Origin of the sequence: Sphingomonas sp. (assembly GCF_019749955.1) — a bacterium.
GTDB lineage: Bacteria > Pseudomonadota > Alphaproteobacteria > Sphingomonadales > Sphingomonadaceae > Sphingomonas.
Genome location: NZ_JAIEPC010000070.1, coordinates 1 through 19,502 on the forward strand (window position 1 = coordinate 1; position 19,502 = coordinate 19,502).

Consider the following 19,502-nt stretch of genomic DNA (forward strand, 5'->3'; position numbering starts at 1 on the left):
CCGTAGCGCATCGTCCAGGTTTGTTCGGCTGGCTGGGGCACATAATTGCCCTTGTCCAAGCCGTTGTAGAGGTAGCGCACCTTGTCCTGAACGAGCTGGAGCGCGGCGCTGGCGCGACGCAGCGGATCGGTGTCGGCGGCCTTGATCGCGGCAACCTGCTTGGCAAGATCGCTGCCTGCCGCAATCGACGTGCTGGTCGCATAATGTGGCGCCATGACTTTGGAAACGGCCGCCCAGTCGGCGAAACTGGACATTTCTACCAGCGGGAGCTTGCGCGCGCTGACGGGGGCATCGCTCGGCAGTTCGGTCGCTTTGGGCAGCACGCCTTCGAACACCACTTCGCGTTCGGTGCCGCGAACGTTGACGGTGGCCTTGGCCCCTTCAGCCAGGGCCTTATACTTGATGTCGGCAGCCGCGGGCCAGACCAGCCGGGTGCGGGCATAGCCAACCGGCAGCGGCTCGGTCAGCAATCCGGCAACGTCTTGCACGGCCGGCGCGATCACATCTTCCTTGCGCGAGATGGTGGCGACCACGCGCAGCAAATCGCCGACCTGAAGGCCTTCGACCGCCATTGTCGCGGTCAGCTCACCGTCGATGGCGAAGCGTTCGAGCTGCTTTTCGCGCCGGATGACCTCGAACTGCTTGCCGCCTGCCAGCGCATCGATGCGCTGCATGCCCCGGATGATCTCGATCTTGTGGACGATCAAGTCGCCCTTGGCGGGCTGCCAGGCAATCGCGACCGTGCCGGCGCGCTGGATGACTTCAGGCGTGGCCAACCGCGTGACGATTTCGTGGTACGACCAGATCGTGCCATTTTCGAGCCGCTCCTGCGTATCCACCACGGGGTAGACCGGGCCATCGGGTCCGAGCTTCGCCGCATCGATCGGCGGCGCGGGGGCCACCCAGGCAGGAACGGGTTGGTAGAGCGGGGTTTCGCTCGCGATTGCCGGGGCGGCGAAGGTCGAACCGAGTGCCGAAGTCGCAACCAACCACCAAATTCGCCGCATCACCAAATCCCCGTCGTGAGGCCCAAGCCTAAGCGAGCCGAGGGCGGGGCGCAATCGGCTTGGCGAAGGGTTATCGTGCCAAGCCTATGAAATGGGCGGCGGCTTTGGCTAGCCCACCAGCTCCAGCGCCACTGCCGTCGCTTCGCCGCCGCCGATGCACAGGCTCGCGAGGCCTTTCGTCCCGCCGGTCGTCTGAAGCGCCGAGATCAAGGTCGCGATGATCCGCGCGCCGCTGGCACCAATTGGGTGGCCCAGCGCACACGCGCCGCCGTGGATGTTGAGCTTGGCGTGATCGATGCCAAGGTCGCGCATCGCGATCATCGGCACCACGGCAAAGGCTTCGTTGACTTCGAACAGATCAACATCGGCGATGCTCCAGCCCGCCTTGTCGAGGGCCTTGCGCATTGCGGGGACCGGCGCGGTGGTGAACTGCGACGGCGCGTGTGCGTGGGCCGCATGCGACACGATCCGTGCGACGGGCGTCAGGCCCAACTCTGCCGCCTTCGACGCGCGCATCATCACTAGTGCTGCGGCACCGTCTGAGATCGACGAGGCATTGGCGGCAGTGACGGTCCCGTCCTTCGAGAAAGCGGGCTTGAGCGTCGGGATTTTGGCGGCGTCGCCCTTCAGCGGCTGTTCGTCCTGATCGACCGTGACCGACCCCTTGCGCCCGGCAACCTCGACCGGGGTGATCTCGCGCACGAATTTGCCCGCTGCCTGCGCCGCTTGGGCGCGGGTGAGCGAGGCGACCGCGAAATTATCCTGGTCGGCGCGGGTGAACTGATAGTCGGTCGCGCTATCCTCGGCGAAATTGCCCATCAGCTTGCCGGGCTCATAGGCATCTTCGAGCCCGTCGAGGTACATGTGATCCTTCAGCACATCATGCCCGATCCGCGCGCCGCCACGGTGGCGCAGCGAGAGATAGGGCGCGCCGGTCATGCTCTCCATGCCACCGGCAACAACGATCTCGGCCGACCCAGCAAGAATCGCGTCATGCGCCATGATCGCGGCCTGCATGCCGCTGCCGCACATTTTGTTGACGGTGGTTGCCTCGACATGCAGCGGCAGCCCGGCCTTGATCGCGGCCTGGCGCGCGGGTGCCTGGCCAAGCCCAGCGGGCAGCACGCAGCCCATATAGATGCGCTCGACCGCGTCACCCGACAGTCCGGCACGCTCGACCGCCGCACCGACGGCTGCCGCGCCAAGCTCGGTCGCGCTCGCCCCGGTGAGGACACCCTGAAAGCTGCCCATCGGGGTGCGGGCATAGGCGACGATGACGACAGGATCGGTGCTCATGGGGGATGCTCCAGCGCGAGGAAATGCTGCGCGCGATTTAGGGCGGTGACGCGGCGAATACAAATCGCCTATCGCCGTGCCGATGGAAGATATCGCCGCCGCGCTGACTTCGGGACCGCATTGGCTGTCAGCCATTGGGCTGGCGGGACTAGGCGCGATCTTCGGCAGCTTTATCGCTGCGCTGGTGATCCGCTGGCCCGAGGGCCGCTCGGTGCTGCGCGGGCGGTCGGCGTGCGATGCCTGCGGCGTGAAGCTCGCGCCGCGCGATCTGGTGCCGCTGGTGAGCGGGATGCTGGCGAGGGGCAAGTGTCGAAGTTGTGGCGCGCCGATCGATCCGATCCATTGGCGGATCGAAGCGATTGCGCTGGTGATTGGCGCGATTGCCGGGCTGCTGCTCCCCAGCGACGAGGCGCTGGCCGCAGCGGTGTTCGGGTGGATATTGCTCGCGCTCGCCGCGCTCGATGTCACCGAATTCTGGCTGCCCGACGCACTGACCGCGACCCTGGCGCTCGCGGGCGTCGCGGTCGGGCTGCTGGGGATTGCACCATCTCTCATCGATCGCGGGATCGGCGGCGTGGGCGGCTTTGCCGCGCTCTGGGTCATCGGCGCGGGCTATAAGCTGATCCGCCACCGCGAGGGGTTGGGCGGGGGCGACCCCAAGCTGCTCGGGGCAATCGGGCTGTGGCTTGGCTGGCAGCTCTTGCCCGCCGTGCTGTTCCTGGCGGCGCTGACGGGCCTGGGCGTTGTCTTGTTCCGCTTGCTCACCGGGCGCGGTGGGACGCTCGCCGACCGCTTGCCGCTCGGCACGCTGATGGCAATCGCGGCTTACCCAGCGCTGATCGTCATGCTAATGATGGCGCCATGAAAGCCGTATTTTTCGCTTTGTTGCTCGCCGCACCTGCGATGGCGCAAGACGCGCCGAAGCTGCCGGTCCCGTCGCTCCCACGCTCGGTCGACGGCCTGCCGATCGGTGCGATCCCGAAGCAGGAATTGCCCCAGACCGGCTGCGCGACGTTCCTCTGGACCGCCACTCAGACGCGGACTTTGGTGGCCATGATAACCGCCGACCCAGCGCGCATCCGCTTCGCGCCCGATGGCAAGCTCACCGACCTCGTCCGCACGGGGCAGAACGGCCCCGGCGATTTCGGCTTTCTGGCGCATACCGATTATGCAGGCGGCGACCTGAAGGTCACGGTCGAAATGGCGATCGTGCGGCGCGGCGACCTGACGCAGGGCGCGCTGACCGATGGAGCCACGCTGACGTTCACGCGCGAAGGCGGTGACAGCATCATCGTGCCGGTGATCGGCATCATCGGCTGCGCGTCCTGAAGCTTGCAGCCGCGAACCATGACCGCGGCGTGCGCCCGGTGGTCAGGGCGTCGGTTGATCGAGGAAGGCCAGATCCTGCGTCAAATAGCGATATTCGCGGCCTAGTTGTGCATCATCCCGGCATCGCTCCACCGCCATTGCGCGGCAGATTGTGCCGAACTGCACGCCGATCTGGCGAAACCGGCCGGGCTGTGTGACCGGTGAGGTCAGCCGTTCCGCGCGGATCAATGTGCGCAAGGCGGGATACCAGTCATAATCGGCCTCGCTCGAAGTAGACCGGCGAGCTGCCGCTTGGCGTGCGAACGCCGCCGCATGCGACAGTAGCAGCGCGACCCGTGCATCATGCCGCCGTGCCGGATCGCTCGCTGGATGATCCCGTTCGTCGCCGTCGATCAATGCCATCAGGCGCGCTGCATTGGTAAACGCCTGCCCATCGAAGGCTCGGTCCGTTTTATCTTTGGGATCAAGTAAATCGTCGATCAGTGCGCGATAATACCAATAGGTGGCGAGCCGGCGCGGGAGGTTGGGTTCACGATCGCAAACCGCCGCCAGTTCCGACGGCGAAGTGGCTTCGGCGCAGGGATCGCCGCCGTGTTCCAGGGCCGCGTCGGTCAGTTCGTCGGCCAGCGGCGGTTTTCCGGCGTATCGGACGATCGACCGATCAGCGGCTGCAATGGCGTTGGGCGCAAGTGAGAGCTGCGCTCGGGCGATTGCGAAACGGATTGCGAGCGCGCGCCATCGCTCCAGGTCATAGTCGGAGCGTTCGACCCAGCCGCGCCGCTGCAGCTCTTCAGCCGCCTCATCGCTGAGCTCGCCGAACCGATCGATGTCGAGCGCCGCGAGTCCGAGCCGCACGGCATCAACATAGGGCGCGGCTTTGGCGAGCAGAGCGGAAGAATGATAAAATTCCGCCGCCCGCAAATATTGGTCGGCCAGAAAGCTGAATCGATCAAGTGCAGTCCTCGCCGCATTGGCCTGCGCGCTGCTTTCCTACCGCGACGCACCCGACAGCGCCTTGGCCATGCGTGCAAATTCCGCGACCCCCGGTCCCTCGGCAAGCGTCTGCTGTTCGAGCCAGGCGAGCGCGGCGGAGCTGGTCTGTTCGGTGCCGAACGCCAGATGCCATTCGAGCAGTGCCGGCTTGTCGAGTGTTTGACAGCCGCGCCATCCGAACTCCCGCCGGAAGGACTCGGGAACGGGGTCTGATGCAATCGCGCGACGATCCGAAGCGCTGCCCGACCAGAAGGTCAGCACCGTCACGCAAACTTCAACCTCGTCATCGTCATCTGGTGTTGCCGCTGTTTGCGGACCGGACGCCGCCAAAAGCGCGCCTAGGATGAGATGTGTCCACATGGTTGAGTCTCTGCCCCAAAGACCAGCACTCTATGCCATCTACTCGTGTATTAACACGTAAAACAAATGGTTACGCTAACCAACTGCGCCCGTAAATTCGGCATCGGCTAGCTGACTTCGGCGCGTCGCCGTTCCAGCCAGCGGCGTTCGGCGTCGCCCGGGTCGAGCGCGAGCGCGGTGTCGTAAGCGTCGCGGGCAGCTTCCTTCAGCCCAAGCCGATAGAGCAACCCGGCTCGCGTCGCGTGGTAGGGCAGGAACTGCGCGAGCCCCGGCAGGTCGAGCGCGTCGACTTCCTCCAACGCTGCCTCATAGCCCATGACCTCGGCGAGCGCGACCGCGCGGTTGAGCCGCGTGATCGCGTCGTCGCGCACGCTGAGCAGCGCGTCATAGATCGTCAGGATATTGCGCCACGGCGGCGGCTCGGCGAGCGAGGTTCGCGCGCACCATTCGGCGTGGATCAGCGCGGCAATCACGCGAGGCCGGCGGGCGCCGATGCGGACGGCGGCCACGAAATAGTGTCGCCCCTCGGCAATCAGGGCCGCGTCCCAGCGCGCGGGGTCCTGTTCGGACAGCGGCACCATGACGCCACCGGCATCGACCCGCGCTGGCCGCCGCGCCTCGGCAAAGCGCACCGTAGCAGCGAGCGCATGCACATCGGCTTCCTCCGGCATCATCCGCGCCAGCGTCGCCGTAATCGCGAGCATCTCGGTCGCATAATCGGCGTGGCGGCCGGTCCCGGCGCCGTCGGCGTGCGCATGCGCATAGGCAACCTCGATCGTGCTGAGCACGGCGGCGACGCGCTCGGGCCAGGCGGCGGGGCCGGGGATGTCAAAGCCGATCCCGGCATCGGCAATTTTCCGCTTGGCGCGGACCAGCCGCTGCGCGAGCGTCGGCTCGGCAGTGAGGAACGCGCGCGCGATTTCCTCGGTCGACAGCCCGCAGACCAGCCGCAACGTCAGCGCAGCACGCGCTTCGGGGTGGATCGCCGGGTGGCAGCAGGTGAAGATCAGCTTCAGCCGCTCATCGGGGATCGGGCTCGCATCGAGCATCAGTTCCTCCGGCGTTGGATCGGGCTCGGGTCCTGGCAGCGTGGCAGTCGCGCGGACGTTCGTCTGGCGAACCCGGTCGAGCGCCACGCGCTCTGCGACGCGGTAGAGCCATGCCGCCGGATCGCGCGGGGGCTCAGCCGCCCAAGCCGTGACGGCACGGGCGCATGCTTCGGCAAAAGCTTCTTCGGCGATGTCGAGATTGCGAAACCGGGCGGCGAGCGCGGCGATGGTTTTGCCGCCATCCGCGCGCGCCGCCCGGTCGAGCGGATCAACCACCCTGGGCGAGGACTGGCCGAATCTCGATGGCGCCGTCGGCGGCCAGCGGGACATCCTTCGCAATGGCGATCGCGGCGTCGAGATCGGCGGCCTCGATCACATAATAGCCGCCCAGCTGCTCGCGGCTTTCGGCAAAGGGGCCGTCGTGGATGCTCGTGCTGCCGCCTTCGGTGCGCACGGTCGTGGCGGTGGCGCTCACTTGCAGCCCGTTGCCGCCCACGATCGACGCGCCATGCTTCTGGCCAAACGCCATATGCTTGGCGACAATCGCTTCGAAGGCGCCGGGTGCGGCATAATGGGCTTCGTCTTCAACGATCATCATCATGTATTGCATCGCTCTATCCTTCCTTAAGGCGACCGCGCCTATCGCGATCGTACTTGGGAGACGGGCGAAGGGGAGCGGAATCGACAGCGGCGCGAAAAATTATTTCGGCACGATGGCTTTGGGAAAGGCGCCCCACACGCCGTCATAATCGGGCTGTGCCGCCGCCAGCGCCGAGTCCGTCACCCGGTAGGGCCAGCAGCTTTCGACCATGAACGCCATCGTCCCGTCGATCTTGTGCGGGGCAAGGGCGGCATCGGTCGCGCCCTGCCAGCTCGCGACATCGGGGCCGTGCGCGCTCATCATATTGTGGAGCGACAGCGCGCCGGGGGCGAAACCGCCCGCCTTGGCGTCATAAGCGCCGGTGATAAGGCCCATCGCTTCGCTCATCAGGTTGCGGTGGAACCAGGGCGGGCGGAACGTATCCTCGGCCACCATCCAGCGCGGCGGGAAGATCACGAAATCGGCATTCGCGCGACCCGGCATATCGCTCGGGCTGGTGAGCACGGTGAAGATCGACGGATCGGGATGATCATAGCTGACCGTGCCGAGTGTGTTGAAGCGGCGCAGGTCGTATTTCACCGGCGTGAGATTGCCGTGCCACGCGACAACATCGAGCGGTGAGTGATCGAGCGTCGTCGACCACAGCTTGCCGCCGAATTTCTGGATCACCTCGAACGGCTCGTCGCGATCCTCGAACCAGGCGACGGGGCTCTCGAAGTCGCGCGGATTGGCGAGGCCGTTCGAGCCGATCGGCCCGAGATCGGGGAGGCGGAAGGGCGCGCCGTGGTTCTCGGCGACATAGCCACGCGCGGCGTCGCCGGTGAGAACGACGCGGAACCGCACGCCGCGCGGGATGATGGCGATTTCGAGCGGGTCGATGGCGATCACGCCCAACTCGGTGTGGAGCGTGAGGCCGCCCTGTTCGGGGATGATCAGCAGCTCGCCATCGGCGGAGAAGAAGACTTGCCGGTCCATGCTCGCGGTCGCGGCGTACGTCGATAGTGTGACGCCGTTATGCGCCTCTGGGTCGCCGTTCCACAGCATCGTGCTTAGCGAATCGACGAAGGTCGTCGCGGCATGCGGCAGTGCGCGCGGGTCCCAGCGCAGCCGATTGGGGCTGGCGGGGAGGCCGCGATCGGCGGCGGGATCGGCGACGAGCGTATAGGGCGGGTGCGCCGCGGATGGGCGCAGCCGGTAGAGCCACGACCGCCGGTTCTCGGCCCGCGCCATCGTGAAGGCGGTGCCGCTGAGCTGCTCGGCATAGAGGCCGAAGGCGGGGCGCTGCGGCGAATTGCGCCCGACGGGCAGCGCGCCGGGGATCGCCTCGGTCGCGAAGTGATTGCCGAATCCGGTGAGGTAGCTGGTCATGCCGGGTGCCGCTCCAAGATGATGTCGCGCACGACAACCGCCCTGCCGCTCGCGTCGCGGCGAACGGGCACGATGCCATTGCCGCCCTGATTGACCATCGATTTGCGATAGGCGGGGGTTACGCCGAATTCGCCGTCGAACACGATGTCGTCGATCCAATAGGGCCGCTTGCCGGGTTCGAGCACGGTCAGGTGGATATGCGCCGGGATGGTATCGTTGGGGTAGGGCGCGGGCTTGATCGTATCGAAATGATAGCGGCCATCGGCGCCCGTCTTCACCCAGCCGCGCAACCGGCCATGGCGGCGGCTCCAGAGCGTGGTCGCCGCCCCATTGGCATAACGCCCCGCGGCATTGGTCTGATAAGCATAGACGATCACGCTCGCAGCCGGTGTCTTGCCGTCATTTTGGTAGACCAGGCCATCGATGGCCAGCGGCTCGCCCTTGTCGATCCCCGGGCCGATGCGCGCGGCATTCCTGAGCGTGGCGGGGTTGGCTTCGGCCGCCCCCTCGCACCCCTCGCACTGATAGAGGTTCGCGCGCGCGGTGGCGGCAGGCTTCGCCGGGGACGAGTCTGCGCGCGGCTCGCTGCCGCCTGCGGGCTGGCACGCGGCCAACAGCAGCGCGCTGAGCGCGAGCGACCGCTGCATCATTCCGCCGCCGCCGGAATCACCCCGCGGCGCATCTGGTCAAGCTCGATGCTTTCGAACAGCGCCTTGAAATTGCCCTCGCCAAAGCCGTCATTGCCCTTGCGCTGGATGATCTCGAAAAAGATCGGTCCGACCATATTTTCGGTGAAGATTTGCAGCAGCAGCCCGCCGCCTGTCTCCGGCGCGCCGTCGATCAGCACCTTGCGCTTGCGCATTTCCTCAACGTCATGGCCGTGCCCGGGCAGGCGCTTGTCGATCAGGTCGAAATAGGTGTCGATCGTGTCCTGAAAGCGGATGCCATTGGCGCGCAGCGTGTCGACCGTCTTGAAGATATCATCGGTTGCCATGGCGATGTGCTGGATGCCTTCGCCTTTGTAATCCTTGATGAATTCCTCGATCTGCGAATGCTCGTCCTGGCTTTCGTTCAAGGGGATGCGGATCTTGTCGTCGGGGGCGGTCATCGCCTTCGAAACGAGCGCGGTCGCCTTGCCCTCGATGTCGAAGAAACGGATTTCGCGGAAGTTGAAGATGCGCTCGTAATAGTCCGCCCAATAGTTCATCCGCCCGCGCATCAGATTATGCGTGAGGTGATCGAGCGTGTGCAGGCCGACGCTGTTGTCGTCGGGGCTCGCGCCGGGGACGGGCTCGAAATCAATGTCATAGATGGTCGTGTCGCCGCGCCGGTCGACCAGATAGAGGTTCGCGCCGCCGATGCCCTCGATCGCCGGAATGTTGAGCTCAGCCGGCCCGACCTTGCCCTCGACCGCCACCGCGCCGCGCTCGGTCGCGAGCTTCACGGCCTTGGCGGCATCGGCGACGCGGAACGCCATCGCGTTGGCGGAGGGGCCGTGAGTGTCGCGGAACCCGGCGACCTGGCCGGCATTTTCCATGTTGAGCAGAAAATTGATGTCGCCCTGCGCATAGCGGCGGACATTCTTCGAGCGGTGCGTGCCGACATGGGTGAAGCCCATCTTGACGAACAAATCCGCGAGCGCCTCCGGGTCGGGCGAGGTGAATTCGACGAATTCGAAGCCGTTGAGGCCCATGGGGTTGTCATGCGTGGTGGCGGCAAGGGACGCGGTCGCGGTCGTCATGGCAGGGGTCTCCGTGGCGGCAGATGGTATCAGATGAAACTATGTAGCGGGTTTGGGGGCGGGGGTCTAGCCGCTCCAACCTCCCCCCTTTCGTCACCCCGGCCTTGTGCCGGGGCCCACCGGGCGGCAGGCGGGACGGCTCCAAACCTACGGGCCCGTGCTTGCCGAAACGACCTTTGCGGCAAGCTGTGAGCTCAATCTCAGGCGGCACCGCAATTGGATGAGTGGGCCCCGGAACAAGTCCGGGGTGACGAAGTAGGATGGGGTAGGGAGCAGCGAGCCTCTCCCCCAACCGTCACCCCGGCCTTGTGCCGGGGCCCACCGGGCGGCAGGCGGGACGGCTCCAAACCTACGGGCCCGTGCTTGCCGAAACGACCTTTGCGGCAAGCTGTGAGCTCAATCTCAGGCGGCACCGCAATTGGATGAGTGGGCCCCGGAACAAGTCCGGGGTGACGAAGTAGGATGGGGTAGGGGGCAGCGAGCCTCTCCCCCAACCGTCACCCCGGCCTTGTGCCGGGGCCCACCGCGCCGCAAAATACCGCACCATGAAGCAAGAGCGCCAACCCATCGTCTACATCCTCGCGAGCAGCTACAACGGCACCCTCTACGTCGGCGTGACGTCGAACCTCGTCGGTCGCATTGTCCAGCACCGCACCGGCACCTTCGACGGCTTCACCCGCAAACACGGTATCAAGCGCCTCGTCTATTTCGAGATCTTCGAAGAGATGGAAACCGCCATCGCCCGCGAAAAGCAGCTCAAACGCTACCGCCGCGACTGGAAACGCAACCTGATCGAGCACGAAAATCCGGCGTGGAACGATCTTGCGGTGGGGTTCGGGCTGGAGCCGCTGACTGCAGTAAGCGGCGGCGCGGTGGGCCTCGGCACAAGGCCGGGGTGACGATAAGTTGGTGGCGGCGACGGTCGAGCCACTTGATGTACTTCCAGCGTCAGCCCAAAGCAGCGCAATGAACCAGGCCGAACAAACCTCGTGTTATTGCGCCGACTTAACGAACCTTGCCGCCGTGCCCATGGGCGGCGACGGGCGAGACGAGCGCGTTCTCGCCACACTGGAAAATGTCTGCGATCACGGCGGGGACCTTTGGTGGCTTTATCTTTCCAAGTGCAGCGCGTGTGGGCAAGCGTGGATGATCGCGCAGGAAGAGCGAATCTTCGATGAGTATTTTCTGCGTCGAGTGACGGACGACGAGGTAGCAAGCATTAGGCAGAACCGCTGGCCCGACGATTTCATCTTATATGAGAGCGTTCTGAAAACCGGGCATCTGTTCGCGTCGCCGTGCATCTTTCTGGACTCGATGTCCTCTTCCCTGATTTGGTCTGCCCACGACCTCCGGCAAGCGCGTCCGGATATCTCGCTCGAAGAAATCGCTCACTTGCTGGGCGTCACCTTGGCCAACGCGAGGCGACTGCTCAAAGCGAAGCGATGAATTTCCCATCCGCCCCCACACCCCCTAAACCCCCCTCGTGAAATCCTTCGATCGCCACGACCGCCTCCTCGCCATCGGCCTTTCCGCGCTCGCGGGGTATGTCGACGCCATCGGCTTCCTCGCCACCGGTGGCTTCTTCGTATCCTTCATGAGCGGCAACTCCACGCGGCTGGGGGTCGGGATTGCCGAGATGTCGGGCAATGCCGCCGTCGCGGCGATGCTGATCGGCAGTTTTCTGGTCGGCGTGATCGCGGGATCGCTGGTTGGGCGCTGGGGCAAGTACCACCACCGCGCGGTGGTTCCGGTACTGCTCGCCGCGCTGCTGGCGGGAGCGGCGTTGCTCGGCGATTTTCGCCAGCTCTGGCCCGCCGCGATCCTGATGGCGGCGGCGATGGGGGTGGAGAATATCTTCTTCGCCGAAGGGACCGAAGTGCGGATCGGCCTCACCTATATGACCGGGCGGCTCGTCAAGATCGGGCAGTTGCTCGCCGCCGCGATCGCGGGTGAGGATCGCTGGGGGTGGATTCCGCATCTGCTGCTGTGGAGCGGGCTACTCGGCGGCGGCGCGGCAGGCGCAGTGGCGTTCATCGCGATCGGCAGCGATGCTTTGTGGGTCGCGGCGGCGGCGGCGCTGCTGGTCGCGGTGGTTGCCAGGCGGCCCGCTGCGGTGGCAACAACGCCCGCATGACGACGCTCAAGCTCGACGATTTCATGCCCTATCGCTTGTCGATCGCGTCGAACCGCGTGTCGGCGGCGGTGGCGACGGCTTATGAGGCGCTGTTCGGCCTCACCATCCCGCAGTGGCGGCTGATCGCGGTGACTGCTGAGAGCGACGGGCTGACCCAGCAGGCGCTCGGCGCGGCGACGCGGATGGACAAGGTGACGGTGAGCCGCGCGGCAGTGGCGCTGGTCGATCGCGGGCTGGTGGCACGGCGCGACAATCCCGGCGATGCACGGTCGCATTTGCTGTCGCTTACCCGCGCGGGGCGGCTGCTGTACGACAATGTGGCGCCCAAGGCGCTGGAGCTGGAGGCGCAGCTGTTTACCGGCTTCAGCAAGGCCGAACTCGCCGATTTTGCGGCGATGCTGGCGCGGATCGAAGCAGCAGCGGCATCGATCGCGCCCGAACGGGGTTGATGCGGGGCGGGCGGCTGGCTTAGAGGCTCATCCTACGACCCCCCGTTCGTCCCGAGCGAAGTCGAGGGACGGGCCGCGAGCGATGCGCGCGGTGTCTCGACTTCGCTCGACACGAACGGGCCGGGGCGTGTTTGAAGAACAAGTTCCTTGCCTCCCCAGGCCGATCGTCATTGCCCATCCAAGGAGGAATCATGTCCATCGTCGATCGCGCCGGTCTCGGCGTCGCGGAAGAACTCGCGCAGTTTGTCGAAGGCGCGGTGCTGCCGGGGCTGGGCATTGCTGCCGATGGCTGGTGGGCGGGGGTCGCCGATATCTTCGCCCAGTTCGCGCCCGAAAATGCCGCATTGCTAGCCAGGCGCGAGACTTTGCAGGCGGCGATTGATGCGCGCTACCAGGCGGGCGAGCCGGTCGACGAGGCGTTTTTGCGGAGCATCGGCTATCTGGTGCCCGAGCCTGCGCCCTTCACGATCGGCACCGAAAATGTCGACGCCGAGATCGCGACGATGGCCGGGCCGCAGCTGGTGGTGCCGATCCTCAACGCACGCTTCGTGCTCAACGCCGCGAATGCGCGCTGGGGCAGCCTGTATGATGCGCTCTACGGCACCGATGCGCTGCCGGGCGCGGCGAAGCCGGGTGGCTATGACACCGAGCGCGGGGCGCAGGTAATTGCGGCGGCGAAGGCATTCCTTGATCAGGCGGTGCCGCTGACGAGCGGCAGTTGGGCGGATTTTGCAGGCGGCGAGCCGGTGCTTGCCGATCCGGCGCAGCTGGTCGGGCGGGCAGGAGAGTCGCTGCTCTTCCGCCACAATGGCTTGCACATCGAGGTCGTCGTGGATCGCGCCTCGGCCATCGGCATGACTGACCCTGCCGGTATTTCGGATGTTGTCCTCGAATCCGCGCTCACCACGATCTGCGACCTTGAGGATTCGATCGCGGCAGTGGATGCTGAGGACAAGGTCGCCGCGTACACCAACTGGCTCGGGTTGATGAAGGGCGATTTGGAAGAGACGTTCGAGAAGGGCGGCAAACAGCTTACCCGCAAGCTCAACGCGGATCGCGTTTATGGCGACCTTACACTCCCCGGCCGTTCGCTGCTATTCGTGCGCAATGTCGGGCATCTGATGAGGACGCCCGCGATCCAGCTGCCCGGCGGCGACGAGGCGCCCGAGGGGATTCTCGACGCGATCATGACTTCGACGATTGCGCTGTACGACCTCAAACACCTCGGCACGCTCCGCAACAGCCGCACCGGCAGCGTCTATATCGTCAAGCCCAAGATGCACGGGCCCGAAGAAGCCGCTTTCACCAACGCGCTGTTCGACGCGGTCGAGGATCTGCTCCGCCTTGCGCGCCACACGGTGAAGGTCGGCGTGATGGACGAAGAGCGGCGCACCTCGGCCAATCTCGCGGCGTGCATCCACGCAGTGAAGGACCGCATCGTCTTCATCAACACTGGCTTCCTCGATCGCACCGGCGACGAAATGCACACCGCGATGCACGGCGGCGCGATGATCCCCAAGGCGGAGATGAAGGCGAGCGCCTGGATCAAGGCCTATGAGGATCGCAATGTCCGCATCGGCCTCGCGCATGGGCTCTCCGGCAAGGCGCAGATCGGCAAGGGGATGTGGGCCGCGCCCGACCGGATGGCCGACATGATGGCGCAGAAGATCGGCCACCCGATGAGCGGCGCCAACACCGCCTGGGTGCCATCCCCCACCGCCGCCACGCTCCACGCAATGCATTATCACCAGGTCGATGTGTTCGCCCGGCAGAAGGAAATTGCGGGCGAGGCGATCCCGTCGCTCGACGGCCTGCTGACGGTGCCGTTCGCGGGCGGGCGCAACTGGAGCGCGGAGGAAGTCGCGCGCGAGCTCGACAATAATGCGCAAGGCATTCTCGGCTATGTCGTGCGCTGGATCGACCAGGGCATTGGCTGTTCCAAGGTGCCCGACATAAACGATATCGGCCTGATGGAAGACCGCGCGACCTTGCGGATCAGCTCGCAGCACATCGCCAACTGGCTGCTCCACGGCGTCGCGACGACGGCCGATGTTGATGCGGCGTTCGAGCGGATGGCGGCAAAAGTCGATGCGCAAAATGCGGGCGACCCGCTCTACCACCCGATGGCGGGGCATCCCGACAGCATCGCGCTGCAAGCCGCGCGCGCGCTGGTGTTCGAAGGGGTCAGCCAGCCGAGCGGCTATACCGAACCACTGCTGCATGCCTATCGCGCTAAAGCAAAAGCGCGCCGCTGACCGGCCCGAACCGTCGCGAACACCACAGTTCGTCGCCAATTTGCCGTGGGCATGCCGTTCGGTGGCGTCCCAATTCAGATTGGGAATGTGCAATAATTCACAAAAATGTCACATCAATGTAAATTAGGTTTCACCAACCTACCCTAGGCGCGCCCAAGTACCGCAAACCGATGCGGGCAATTGGGGGGTTTTATGACGGACAATTTGAACAACCGCCGCGCGCGCGCGGCGGGCAGGATCGCGTTGACGGCGGGGATTTGCCTCGCCGCGTTGATGGCCACTTCGGCGCACGCCCAAGTCGCGCCGACACCGACACCGGCACCGACACCAGCGGCTGAACCAGCGCCCGCCGACGAAGAAGTCGTCGTCACGGGATCGCGCCCGATCAAGGAATCGCTCGCCGCAGCACTTCGTACCCAGCGCGAATCGGATTCGCTCGTCAGCGTGATTTCGGCCGACGGCGTCGGTCGTCTGCCCGATCAGAACATCGCGCAGGCGGTCGGTCGCTTGCCGGGCGTCGCGGTCGAGCGCGACCAGGGTCAGGCCCGCTACATCAGCTTGCGCGGCGCCCCCAATTACTGGACGACGCTGTCGTTCGACGGGATCAACGTCGTCAGCCCCGAAGGCCGCGACGCGCGCTTTGATTCGATTCCGTCGGCAATCGCGTCGCAGGTCATCGTGTCGAAGGCGGTGACGCCCGACATGCCGGGCGAAACAATTGCGGGCAATGTCAACGTCATCACGCGCTCCGCCTTCGACTATTCGGGTTTCAAGATTCTCGGCAAAGCCGGGGCTGGTGTCGCTGAACTGGGCAGCCGCAACCAATATGAAGGCTCGCTTGTCATCTCCGACCGTTTCAATCTCGGCGGCGGCGAGCTCGGCGTGCTGGTTTCGGGAAGCTATTACGAACGCGGCCAGATTACCGACAATTTCGAAACCGATTATGAGCGGGTGGCCCAAGATAGCCGCCCGGGCAATGCAACGCGCTTCTGGGCGCAGGAGGCCGAAAACAAGCTCTATCGCCTGACCCGGCGCAACTGGTCGTCGTCGATCCGGCTCGACTGGAAGCCCGATGCCGACAACACCATCTCGGCGCGGTCGCTGTTCACGGTCTTCACCGACGACGAAGCGCGCGACAATTACCGCTTCGACCTCGACGATCGTCAGGGCGATTTGGTACCCAACACGGCCGAGTGCGCCCGCACCGTCAACCCGACTCCCACGACCAGCGGCTATGCCGATGTGTGCATTGGCAACACGCCGCAGCAGGGCACGGTGTATGGCATCGACATCCGCCAGCGCGCGACGCTGCGTGCGTTTCGCCAGTCGATCTTCACCAACACGCTGACCGGCCAACACAAGTTCGGCGACGGCTGGCAGCTGTTGTGGCTCGGCAATTTCACGCGGTCGCGCGACGACCGTTCGGTGGTGGGCGAGGCATCCTATGACAGCCCAACCACGCGCAACCTGCGCCCGACGGTCAGCTATGACTTTAGCGATCCGAATCGCTCGCGGCTGTTGCTGTCCAACACCATTCAGCTTGCCAGCCCCACGCGCTTTCAGGCCGGTGCCCGGGTGACGGCGATCGACAGCTTCGCCAAGGCGCCCGTTTCGCTGACGGTGCTCGATGCCGTCGACACCACTGACGCCTATACCGGCAAGCTGGTGCTGACGCGCGAGACCAGGTTTCTTGGTGCCGATGCGATTTTCCGGGCGGGCTTCCAGTTCGACCAGCGCACCAAGATCGCGGATGAAAACCAGATCCTGCTGAATACCGCCGCGCAGTTCAATACGGTGGGCCTGCCGCAGGACTATAATCAGTTTTCGTTGAACGATGCCTTCCTCGGGCAAATCCCGCTCGATTACACGTTCCGCTATTTCGACATCAACCGGATGCGCGCGGTTGCCAATGCCGCGCGCGCCAACTTCGCCTTCGCGCCGCGGACAGAGAATAATTACAATGTGCGTGAGCAGGTTTATGCCGGCTTTGTGATGGGCACGCTGAAGTACGACTGGGGTTCGGTCGTCGGCGGCGTCCGCGTGGAAAGCCTCAACAACCGTGGCATCGCCGTGGCAACCGTTGGGACGACCAGGGGTGTGGTGACGGCCGAGGCGAGCCAGACGCTGGTCTTCCCCAGCCTGCACATCAACTGGAACGTCGACAGCACAAAGAAGCTGCGCCTGTCGTTCAACTCAGGCGCGGCGCGGGCCGATTACGACCAGTTCCGGCCCAACGTTGTCGTCAACGATCCCAACCAGACAATCTCGGGCGGCAACCCTGCCATCAAGCCCGAGCGCGCCTATGGCGTCGATGCCTATTTCGAATGGTATCTGAAGCCGCAGGGCTATTTAAGCATCGGCTTCTATTACAAAAATGTCGAAGACGTCCTCTTCAACTCGCGCCGGACATTCGGCTCGAACGCGCTGGACAGCAACGGCGTCGATCGCTCGGGGTATTTTTTCACCGGCATCACCAATGGCGGCAGCGGCCGTCTGTTCGGCCTTGAAGCGACCGCACAACTCCAGCTTGACCCTTGGGTTCGCGACCTTGGGTTGCCCGAATGGACGGGCGGTTTCGGTATCAGCAGCAACGTTACGTTGAACGACAGCCGGGTGACCAAGCCTGCCATCACCACTGTTCCAGCGCGTCAGTTGCGTCTGCCGGGTACGTCGGACCTGATCTACAATCTCGGCGCCTATTATGAAAAATACGGCCTGTCGGTGAACTTTCAGTATCAATGGCGCAGCGATTACCTCGATTCAGTCGCCGATGATCTGACCGATGCCGGCGACACCTACTGGGCAGCGGATGAAGAAGTGGACATGTCGCTGCGCTATGCGGTGACCAAGAATTTTGAAGTCTATTTCGACATCCAGAATTTGTTCAACCAACCTGGTCGTCGTTATTCGGAACCGGGCAATCTGCTGACCGCCACGGGCATCCCAAGCCCGACCAGCACCATTCAGACGATCGAATGGGAGCGCTTTGCCCGTCGTTTTTCGGGCGGCGTCCGCTTCAGCTTCTGATCGGGGGAGGGTGGGTGACGGGGCGACCCGTCACCCATTTCGCCTTGTGCGGCGATGATGTCGTGCATGATGAAATCGCTGCCTGCTTTGGGAATATTTGATGCGCATTCGCCACGCCACCGGCGGTTTACTTGCTTTGCTGCTGGCGGGCTGCGCGCCCGTTGAGCGCGGGGTATCGCCTCCATCGGCGCCGTCGCGATCAGTGTCGTTTCTGGCCTTTGGTGACTCGGGCTACAGCCTCGATTATCTCGATCCCGAAGACCTGACCCTCGCGCTCACCCGCGAGCAGTTCATTGCCAAGGCGCGCGCGAGCTGGATCAAGGACAAGCGGCCAATCGCCGAATTCACCCCGCCGCCGATGATCGCGCATCCCTCGAACGGCGGTTTTGTCGCCGCCAGCGGGTTGATGCCCGTGGCCAAGGCAATGACGGACTATTGCCGCAGCGTTGCCCGCTGCCAGTTTGGTGTGATGCTCGGCGACAATATCTACCCCGATGGCGCAACCCTGGGCGCTGATGGTCGCGACGACGCGAAACGCTTCCAGGATTTGTTCGCAACGCCCTATGGCGCGTTCGGCTGGGGCGACCGTGACTTCCGCATCTATGCGACGCTCGGGAACCACGACTGGCACACCTCGCGCGCGGCCGCGCTGTCGGAAGTGCGCTATCTCAGCACGACGCGGCCCTTCTACATGGACGGACTCGCCTATGCAGTGCAGCCGCCATCGGCCAAGGGCATGGTCGAAGTGTTTGCGATCGACACGCATGTTCTGCTCGCGGGCGAAAAGGTCCTCGACGGCAAATTGGCCGACGACGGCAGCGAAATCCCGACGACCAAGCTTGACACGTCAGAGCCTTGGGCCACCCCCGCAACCGATGCCGAACGCGCGATGGTCGCCAATCTCGAGCGGCGGTTGAAGGCATCGAAAGCGCGCTGGAAGATCGTGATCGGGCACCATCCCTTCTGGTCGTCATCGGGCGGCAAGTTCGAACAGGCGCGGACGTTGCGCGCGGTGCTGCTGCCGACCTTGTGCCGCTATGCCGATCTCTATCTGGCGGGGCATGAGCACACGCTCGAAGTGGCGACCGACAGTTGCGCGACGGCGGTGCCGGGGGCAGGGCTTTCGCCGCTGCCCAATATCGTTTCCGGCTCGGCCGCCAAGCAACGCCCGCTCAACAGGGCGTTCATGGCGCATCAGCAGCGCAATTATCCGCAATATCGACCGCTCTATGTGCGTGGGATGATTTGGGGATTTGCCCATTTGACGCTGACTGACAATGCGGCGACGGTGACGATGATATCGACGCCCGACAGCGGCAGCGGCCAGCCCAAGGTCGAATTCACGCAGAGTTTCGCCCGGCGCAACAAGGCCAGCGACTGACCTCCCCGCGTCGGGCGGCTGGCCCTTTGCGCGGCTTCCAAAAATCGAATATCAGGTATGGGCATAGGAGATGCCCAAATGGATCATTTCGACGTCATCGTGGTGGGGGCCGGGATCTCCGGGATCGGCGCGGGCTTTCACCTGCAGGACAAGTCGCCCGATCGCAGCTATATGATCCTCGAAGGGCGCGCCGATATGGGCGGGACATGGGATTTGTTCCGCTATCCCGGGATTCGATCCGATTCGGACATGTATACGCTCGGCTATATTTTTGAGCCTTGGACCGAGGCGAAGGCGATTGCCGACGGGCCGAACATCCTCAATTACGTCAAGCGCACGGCGGCTAAATATGGCATCGACCAGCACATCCGCTTCAACCACCACGTCAAGGCCGCGAGCTGGTCAACGCAGGACGCGCGCTGGACGGTGACGGCCGTCACCGAGGGGCGCGAGGTGCAGTATAGCTGCAATTTCCTCTTCATGTGCTCGGGCTATTATAACTATGCCAAGGG

At 64.6% G+C, this 19,502-nt stretch carries 19 protein-coding genes; 10 read left to right on the forward strand and 9 right to left on the reverse strand.

Annotation, left to right across the window (positions count from 1 at the left end; translation table 11 throughout):
- Both K2W81_RS12925 and K2W81_RS12930 read right to left on the reverse strand, forming a co-directional pair.
- Nucleotides 1–1,007, reverse strand: a 1,007-nt coding sequence (locus tag K2W81_RS12925; RefSeq protein ID WP_294104922.1) for a DUF3857 domain-containing protein, incomplete at its 3' end; no start/stop codon positions are given.
- Nucleotides 1,008–1,115: 108 nt separating this feature from the next.
- Complete coding sequence (locus K2W81_RS12930) at nucleotides 1,116–2,303, reverse strand: acetyl-CoA C-acyltransferase (RefSeq protein ID WP_294104925.1); 1,188 nt, start codon at nucleotides 2,301–2,303, stop codon at nucleotides 1,116–1,118.
- Between the two features lie 82 nt (nucleotides 2,304–2,385).
- Here K2W81_RS12930 and K2W81_RS12935 point away from each other — a divergent pair, with 82 nt between their 5' ends.
- Together K2W81_RS12935 and K2W81_RS12940 are read left to right on the forward strand one after the other, a co-directional pair.
- On the forward strand, nucleotides 2,386–3,168 hold the full coding sequence (locus tag K2W81_RS12935) for an A24 family peptidase (RefSeq protein ID WP_294104928.1): 783 nt from the start codon (nucleotides 2,386–2,388) through the stop codon (nucleotides 3,166–3,168).
- Nucleotides 3,165–3,632: a hypothetical protein gene (locus K2W81_RS12940; protein WP_294104930.1), complete on the forward strand. Its 468-nt coding sequence runs from the start codon at nucleotides 3,165–3,167 to the stop codon at nucleotides 3,630–3,632. The genes K2W81_RS12935 and K2W81_RS12940 overlap by 4 nt, the downstream gene beginning before the upstream one ends.
- A 42-nt stretch (nucleotides 3,633–3,674) precedes the next feature.
- On the opposite strand, the gene K2W81_RS12945 is transcribed toward K2W81_RS12940, so the two are convergent.
- The 7 genes from K2W81_RS12945 to hppD all read right to left on the reverse strand — a co-directional run bounded on the left by K2W81_RS12945 (nucleotide 3,675) and on the right by hppD (nucleotide 9,744).
- On the reverse strand, nucleotides 3,675–4,553 hold the full coding sequence (locus tag K2W81_RS12945) for a hypothetical protein (protein WP_294104932.1): 879 nt from the start codon (nucleotides 4,551–4,553) through the stop codon (nucleotides 3,675–3,677).
- 69 nt (nucleotides 4,554–4,622) lie between these two features.
- The gene (locus K2W81_RS12950) at nucleotides 4,623–4,892 is read right to left on the reverse strand and encodes a hypothetical protein (protein WP_294104934.1); all 270 of its coding nucleotides are present in this window, start codon (nucleotides 4,890–4,892) and stop codon (nucleotides 4,623–4,625) included.
- A 200-nt stretch (nucleotides 4,893–5,092) separates the two neighbouring features.
- Complete coding sequence (locus tag K2W81_RS12955; RefSeq protein WP_294104936.1) at nucleotides 5,093–6,310, reverse strand: DUF6596 domain-containing protein; 1,218 nt, start codon at nucleotides 6,308–6,310, stop codon at nucleotides 5,093–5,095.
- Entirely contained in the window at nucleotides 6,303–6,644 is a 342-nt protein-coding gene (locus tag K2W81_RS12960; RefSeq protein ID WP_294104938.1) for a YciI family protein, read from the reverse strand. Before K2W81_RS12960 ends, K2W81_RS12955 begins: the two co-directional genes overlap by 8 nt.
- 90 nt (nucleotides 6,645–6,734) lie before the next feature.
- Nucleotides 6,735–8,003 carry a homogentisate 1,2-dioxygenase gene (hmgA, locus tag K2W81_RS12965; protein ID WP_294104940.1) on the reverse strand — a complete coding sequence of 423 codons (1,269 nt, stop codon included), beginning with the start codon at nucleotides 8,001–8,003 and terminating at the stop codon, nucleotides 6,735–6,737.
- Nucleotides 8,000–8,650, reverse strand: coding sequence for a hypothetical protein (locus tag K2W81_RS12970; RefSeq protein WP_294104942.1), 651 nt, complete (start codon nucleotides 8,648–8,650; stop codon nucleotides 8,000–8,002). The genes hmgA and K2W81_RS12970 overlap by 4 nt, the downstream gene beginning before the upstream one ends.
- Nucleotides 8,650–9,744, reverse strand: a complete 1,095-nt coding sequence (gene hppD, locus K2W81_RS12975; RefSeq protein WP_294104944.1) for a 4-hydroxyphenylpyruvate dioxygenase — start codon at nucleotides 9,742–9,744, stop codon at nucleotides 8,650–8,652. The genes K2W81_RS12970 and hppD overlap by 1 nt, the downstream gene beginning before the upstream one ends.
- A 545-nt stretch (nucleotides 9,745–10,289) precedes the next feature.
- On the opposite strand from hppD, the gene K2W81_RS12980 reads away from it, so the two are divergent.
- The 8 genes from K2W81_RS12980 to K2W81_RS13015 form a co-directional block, all read left to right on the forward strand.
- A complete protein-coding gene (locus K2W81_RS12980; protein ID WP_294104946.1) occupies nucleotides 10,290–10,643 on the forward strand; it encodes a GIY-YIG nuclease family protein in 354 nt (117 codons plus the stop codon).
- A gap of 67 nt (nucleotides 10,644–10,710) precedes the next feature.
- Nucleotides 10,711–11,190, forward strand: a complete 480-nt coding sequence (locus K2W81_RS12985) for a hypothetical protein (RefSeq protein ID WP_294104948.1) — start codon at nucleotides 10,711–10,713, stop codon at nucleotides 11,188–11,190.
- A 37-nt stretch (nucleotides 11,191–11,227) separates the two neighbouring features.
- A complete protein-coding gene (locus K2W81_RS12990) occupies nucleotides 11,228–11,878 on the forward strand; it encodes a DUF1275 family protein (RefSeq protein WP_294104950.1) in 651 nt (216 codons plus the stop codon).
- On the forward strand, nucleotides 11,875–12,327 hold the full coding sequence (locus K2W81_RS12995; RefSeq protein WP_294104952.1) for a MarR family transcriptional regulator: 453 nt from the start codon (nucleotides 11,875–11,877) through the stop codon (nucleotides 12,325–12,327). The genes K2W81_RS12990 and K2W81_RS12995 overlap by 4 nt, the downstream gene beginning before the upstream one ends.
- 191 nt (nucleotides 12,328–12,518) lie before the next feature.
- Entirely contained in the window at nucleotides 12,519–14,582 is a 2,064-nt protein-coding gene (locus K2W81_RS13000) for a malate synthase G (RefSeq protein ID WP_294104955.1), read from the forward strand.
- 192 nt (nucleotides 14,583–14,774) lie between these two features.
- On the forward strand, nucleotides 14,775–17,609 hold the full coding sequence (locus tag K2W81_RS13005) for a TonB-dependent receptor (RefSeq protein ID WP_294104957.1): 2,835 nt from the start codon (nucleotides 14,775–14,777) through the stop codon (nucleotides 17,607–17,609).
- Between the two features lie 100 nt (nucleotides 17,610–17,709).
- Nucleotides 17,710–18,990, forward strand: a complete 1,281-nt coding sequence (locus K2W81_RS13010) for a metallophosphoesterase (RefSeq protein ID WP_294104959.1) — start codon at nucleotides 17,710–17,712, stop codon at nucleotides 18,988–18,990.
- Between the two features lie 78 nt (nucleotides 18,991–19,068).
- The coding region (locus K2W81_RS13015) for an NAD(P)/FAD-dependent oxidoreductase (RefSeq protein ID WP_294104961.1) at nucleotides 19,069–19,502 on the forward strand (434 nt) is incomplete at its 3' end.

Coding starts and splice junctions, on each gene's coding strand:
- K2W81_RS12960 (WP_294104938.1), bottom strand. CDS start 6,644: ATGCAATACATGATGATGATCGTTGAAGACGAAGCCCATTATGCCGCA.
- K2W81_RS12940 (WP_294104930.1), top strand. CDS start 3,165: ATGAAAGCCGTATTTTTCGCTTTGTTGCTCGCCGCACCTGCGATGGCG.
- K2W81_RS13005 (WP_294104957.1), top strand. CDS start 14,775: ATGACGGACAATTTGAACAACCGCCGCGCGCGCGCGGCGGGCAGGATC.
- K2W81_RS12985 (WP_294104948.1), top strand. CDS start 10,711: ATGAACCAGGCCGAACAAACCTCGTGTTATTGCGCCGACTTAACGAAC.
- K2W81_RS12970 (WP_294104942.1), bottom strand. CDS start 8,650: ATGCAGCGGTCGCTCGCGCTCAGCGCGCTGCTGTTGGCCGCGTGCCAG.
- K2W81_RS12935 (WP_294104928.1), top strand. CDS start 2,386: ATGGAAGATATCGCCGCCGCGCTGACTTCGGGACCGCATTGGCTGTCA.
- K2W81_RS13000 (WP_294104955.1), top strand. CDS start 12,519: ATGTCCATCGTCGATCGCGCCGGTCTCGGCGTCGCGGAAGAACTCGCG.
- hppD (WP_294104944.1), bottom strand. CDS start 9,744: ATGACGACCGCGACCGCGTCCCTTGCCGCCACCACGCATGACAACCCC.
- K2W81_RS12930 (WP_294104925.1), bottom strand. CDS start 2,303: ATGAGCACCGATCCTGTCGTCATCGTCGCCTATGCCCGCACCCCGATG.
- hmgA (WP_294104940.1), bottom strand. CDS start 8,003: ATGACCAGCTACCTCACCGGATTCGGCAATCACTTCGCGACCGAGGCG.
- K2W81_RS12980 (WP_294104946.1), top strand. CDS start 10,290: ATGAAGCAAGAGCGCCAACCCATCGTCTACATCCTCGCGAGCAGCTAC.
- K2W81_RS13010 (WP_294104959.1), top strand. CDS start 17,710: ATGCGCATTCGCCACGCCACCGGCGGTTTACTTGCTTTGCTGCTGGCG.
- K2W81_RS12995 (WP_294104952.1), top strand. CDS start 11,875: ATGACGACGCTCAAGCTCGACGATTTCATGCCCTATCGCTTGTCGATC.